Genomic DNA, 5,456 nt, shown 5'->3' with positions numbered 1-5,456 from the left:
AACGACGAAAGGCCCACCCCGTGAGGGGTGGGCCTTTCGTGAATGGTTGTCCGGCGGCGTCCTACTCTCCCACACCCTGGCGGGTGCAGTACCATCGGCGCTGAAGGGCTTAGCTTCCGGGTTCGGAATGGGACCGGGCGTTTCCCCTTCGCTATGACCGCCGTAACACTGTCGAGTTGTCAACGGGAATGAACCGTTGGTTTCTCGGGAACCGCACAGTGGACGCGTAGCAATGAATGAAGTTAGTCAAGTTGTCGGCTTATTAGTACCGGTCAGCTGCGGCAGTCGTTAGTCCTGCCTTCCACGTCCGGCCTATCTACCCAGTGGTCTAGCTGGGAGCCTCTCACCCCGAAGGGCGTGGAAACCTCATCTTGAAGCAGGCTTCCCGCTTAGATGCTTTCAGCGGTTATCCCTTCCGAACGTAGCCAACCAGCCGTGCTCCTGGCGGAACAACTGGCACACCAGAGGTTCGTCCGTCCCGGTCCTCTCGTACTAGGGACAGCCCTTCTCAAGTTTCCTGCGCGCGCAGCGGATAGGGACCGAACTGTCTCACGACGTTCTAAACCCAGCTCGCGTACCGCTTTAATGGGCGAACAGCCCAACCCTTGGGACCTACTCCAGCCCCAGGATGCGACGAGCCGACATCGAGGTGCCAAACCATGCCGTCGATATGGACTCTTGGGCAAGATCAGCCTGTTATCCCCGGGGTACCTTTTATCCGTTGAGCGACGGCGCTTCCACAAGCCACCGCCGGATCACTAGTTCCGACTTTCGTCCCTGCTCGACCTGTCAGTCTCACAGTCAAGCTCCCTTGTGCACTTGCACTCGCCACCTGATTGCCAACCAGGCTGAGGGAACCTTTGAGCGCCTCCGTTACATTTTAGGAGGCAACCGCCCCAGTTAAACTACCCACCAGGCACTGTCCCTGATCCGGATCACGGACCGAGGTTAGATATCCAGAGCGACCAGAGTGGTATTTCAACGTTGACTCCACCGACACTGGCGTGCCGGCTTCACAGTCTCCCACCTATCCTACACAAGCCGCACCGAACACCAATACCAAGCTATAGTAAAGGTCCCGGGGTCTTTCCGTCCTGCTGCGCGTAACGAGCATCTTTACTCGTAGTGCAATTTCGCCGAGTTCGCGGTTGAGACAGCGGAGAAGTCGTTACGCCATTCGTGCAGGTCGGAACTTACCCGACAAGGAATTTCGCTACCTTAGGATGGTTATAGTTACCACCGCCGTTTACTGGGGCTTAAATTCTGAGCTTCGCTCCGAAGAGCTGACCCGTCCTCTTAACCTTCCAGCACCGGGCAGGCGTCAGTCCGTATACATCGTCTTGCGACTTCGCACGGACCTGTGTTTTTAGTAAACAGTCGCTTCTCCCTGGTCTCTGCGGCCCTCCACGCTTCCCCGAGCAAGTCGGTTCACGCTTGAGGCCCCCCTTCTCCCGAAGTTACGGGGGCATTTTGCCGAGTTCCTTAACCACGATTCTCTCGATCGCCTTGGTATTCTCTACCTGACCACCTGAGTCGGTTTGGGGTACGGGCGGCTAGAACCTCGCGTCGAGGCTTTTCTTGGCAGCATAGGATCACCCATTTCCCGCATACGCGGTACCCGTCGGCTCTCAGGCTCACGAGGTGCGGATTTGCCTACACCTCACCCTACGACCTTGGACGTGGACTACCATCGCCACGCTGGGCTACCTTCCTGCGTCACCCCTGTTAATACGCTTACCTACTACCGGTTCGGGTCTCGTGCTCCCCTGCCTCGGTGTCCCGAAGGACGATGAGACAGGCTCGGACGGTTAGCATCACCGGGCTCGGTATGGGCGGTTCTTCGCCGGTACGGGAATATCAACCCGTTGTCCATCGACTACGCCTGTCGGCCTCGCCTTAGGTCCCGACTTACCCAGGGCGGATTAGCCTGGCCCTGGAACCCTTGGTCATTCGGCGGACGGGTTTCTCACCCGTCATTCGCTACTCATGCCTGCATTCTCACTCGTGCCGGCTCCACCGCTGGGTCACCCCGCGGCTTCACTGCCGGCACGACGCTCCCCTACCCATCCACACGACTGAACCACGAAGGCTTGTCACGTGTGTGAATGCCACAGCTTCGGCGGTGTGCTTGAGCCCCGCTACATTGTCGGCGCGGAATCACTTGACCAGTGAGCTATTACGCACTCTTTCAAGGGTGGCTGCTTCTAAGCCAACCTCCTGGTTGTCTGTGCAACTCCACATCCTTTCCCACTTAGCACACGCTTGGGGGCCTTAGCTGGTGGTCTGGGCTGTTTCCCTCTCGACTACGGAGCTTATCCCCCGCAGTCTCACTGCCACGCTCTGGCTTACCGGCATTCGGAGTTTGGCTAACGTCAGTAACCTGGTGGGGCCCATCGGCTATCCAGTAGCTCTACCTCCGGCAAGAAACACGTGACGCTGCACCTAAATGCATTTCGGGGAGAACCAGCTATCACGAAGTTTGATTGGCCTTTCACCCCTAACCACAGGTCATCCCCCAGGTTTTCAACCCTGGTGGGTTCGGGCCTCCACGCGGTCTTACCCGCGCTTCACCCTGCCCATGGCTAGATCACTTCGCTTCGGGTCTAGAGCACGCGACTACGGTCGCCCTATTCGGACTCGCTTTCGCTACGGCTTCCCCACACGGGTTAACCTCGCCACGTACCACTAACTCGCAGGCTCATTCTTCAAAAGGCACGCCGTCACCCCTGCTAGGGAGGCTCCGACGGATTGTATGCACACGGTTTCAGGTACTATTTCACTCCCCTCCCGGGGTACTTTTCACCTTTCCCTCACGGTACTTGTCCGCTATCGGTCACCAGGTAGTATTTAGGCTTACACAGTGGTCTGTGCAGATTCACTCCGGGTTTCTCGGGCCCGGAGCTACTTGGGATCCCCTTCGGGAGGCCGCGTCATTTCGTCTACGGGGGTGACACCCTCTGTGCCGGGCCTTTCAAGACCCTTCGACTATAACGCGGCTTTATGACTCCCTGCGAGGGCGGCAGCCCTCACTGAAAGGTCCCACAACCCCGAACGCGCAACGCCTGCCGGCTATCACACGCGCTCGGTTTGGCCTGATCCGCTTTCGCTCGCCACTACTCACGGAATATCTCTTCCTGCCGGTACTGAGATGTTTCACTTCCCGGCGTTCCCTCCACACACCCTATATATTCAGGTGCGGGTCACACGACATGACTCGTGCGGGGTTTCCCCATTCGGAAATCCTCGGATCACGGTTCGTTTGCCAACTCCCCGAGGCTTATCGCAGGCTACTACGTCCTTCTTCGGCTCCTGGTGCCAAGGCATCCACCCTGTGCACTTAAAAACTTGACCACAAAGATCATTCAAAGATGCTCGCGTCCACTGTGCAGTTCTCAAGCAACCACCGGTGCACCACCTGGCATCCCAGCGCCTACCAGCCGGCACCACCCCGAAGAGCAGCAACAACCAGCGGTTCGACCGGACCAGACGATCCCGACCAAGGCAACACCCACAACGGGCTGTTCCCTCAGGACCCAACAGCGTGCCCAGCCGACCCGCGACGAACCAGCGACTCTCCGTTCCCTCCCCGCAGCAAGCTGCAGGCGTACTTGGAAGCCACCGACCCAACGAGTCGGCCAGTAGTCGATGTTCCACCCGTGAGCACCACCCCCCACACGTACGGCGAGGGCATGGGCCTGGACACCAGCACCACCCCATGACGAGGCGACCTGCTGCCAGATGCTCCTTAGAAAGGAGGTGATCCAGCCGCACCTTCCGGTACGGCTACCTTGTTACGACTTAGTCCTAATCGCCAGTCCCACCTTCGACGACTCCCCCCAAAAGGTTGGGCCATCGGCTTCGGGTGTTACCGACTTTCATGACTTGACGGGCGGTGTGTACAAGGCCCGGGAACGTATTCACCGCAGCGTTGCTGATCTGCGATTACTAGCGACTCCGACTTCATGGGGTCGAGTTGCAGACCCCAATCCGAACTGAGACCGGCTTTTTGGGATTCGCTCCACCTCGCGGTATCGCAGCCCTTTGTACCGGCCATTGTAGCATGCGTGAAGCCCAAGACATAAGGGGCATGATGATTTGACGTCATCCCCACCTTCCTCCGAGTTGACCCCGGCAGTCTCCCATGAGTCCCCGGCATAACCCGCTGGCAACATGGGACGAGGGTTGCGCTCGTTGCGGGACTTAACCCAACATCTCACGACACGAGCTGACGACAACCATGCACCACCTGTACACCGACCTTGCGGGGAGCACATCTCTGCGCTTTTCCGGTGTATGTCAAGCCTTGGTAAGGTTCTTCGCGTTGCATCGAATTAATCCGCATGCTCCGCCGCTTGTGCGGGCCCCCGTCAATTTCTTTGAGTTTTAGCCTTGCGGCCGTACTCCCCAGGCGGGGCACTTAATGCGTTTGCTGCGGCACGGAATCCGTGGAATGGACCCCACACCTAGTGCCCAACGTTTACGGCATGGACTACCAGGGTATCTAATCCTGTTCGCTCCCCATGCTTTCGCTCCTCAGCGTCAGTTGCGGCCCAGTGACCTGCCTTCGCCATCGGTGTTCCTCCTGATATCTGCGCATTCCACCGCTACACCAGGAATTCCAGTCACCCCTACCGCACTCTAGTCTGCCCGTACCCACTGCAAGCCCCAGGTTGAGCCTGAGGTTTTCACAGCAGACGCGACAAACCGCCTACGAGCTCTTTACGCCCAATAATTCCGGACAACGCTTGCGCCCTACGTATTACCGCGGCTGCTGGCACGTAGTTAGCCGGCGCTTCTTCTGCAGGTACCGTCACTTGCGCTTCTTCCCTGCTGAAAGCGGTTTACAACCCGAAGGCCGTCATCCCGCACGCGGCGTCGCTGCATCAGGCTTTCGCCCATTGTGCAATATTCCCCACTGCTGCCTCCCGTAGGAGTCTGGGCCGTGTCTCAGTCCCAGTGTGGCCGGTCGCCCTCTCAGGCCGGCTACCCGTCGTCGCCTTGGTAGGCCATTACCCCACCAACAAGCTGATAGGCCGCGAGCCCATCCCCCACCGATAAATCTTTCCAGACGCTACAGATGCCCGTGCGTCTCGTATCCGGTATTAGACCTCGTTTCCAAGGCTTATCCCAGAGTGAAGGGTAGGTTGCTCACGTGTTACTCACCCGTTCGCCACTGATCAGACCAGCAAGCTGGTCGTCACCGTTCGACTTGCATGTGTTAAGCACGCCGCCAGCGTTCGTCCTGAGCCAGAATCAAACTCTCCGTGAATGTCAAACAGCCACCCACCAACCCGAAGACCGGCGAGCAACAGACACACAAAGAACCCCCGAAGGGGCATCAACTGGCATCACCCCGAACCAGACCCACGGGGTGGACCTGATCCAGGCTCGACACCAAAAATATGGCATCGACTACTTGGCACACTGTTGAGTTCTCAAGGAACAGACGCGCATCC

3 rRNA genes are annotated in these 5,456 nt (G+C 58.4%); all 3 read right to left on the bottom strand.

Features of this window, described 5'->3' with window-relative positions:
• Window positions 1–48: 48 nt before the first annotated feature.
• Window positions 49–165: ribosomal RNA gene (gene rrf, locus Cph01nite_RS18720) — 5S ribosomal RNA — on the bottom strand.
• A 77-nt stretch (window positions 166–242) separates the two neighbouring features.
• A 23S ribosomal RNA gene (locus Cph01nite_RS18715) occupies window positions 243–3,351 on the bottom strand.
• 398 nt (window positions 3,352–3,749) lie between these two features.
• Window positions 3,750–5,269 (bottom strand): 16S ribosomal RNA (locus Cph01nite_RS18710).
• The 16S, 23S and 5S rRNA genes sit together here, the layout of an rRNA operon.
• Window positions 5,270–5,456: the final 187 nt, after the last annotated feature.

This window comes from Cellulomonas phragmiteti (assembly GCF_016862775.1).
GTDB lineage: Bacteria > Actinomycetota > Actinomycetes > Actinomycetales > Cellulomonadaceae > Cellulomonas > Cellulomonas phragmiteti.
This window is presented reverse-complemented; position numbering and strand designations above follow the sequence as displayed.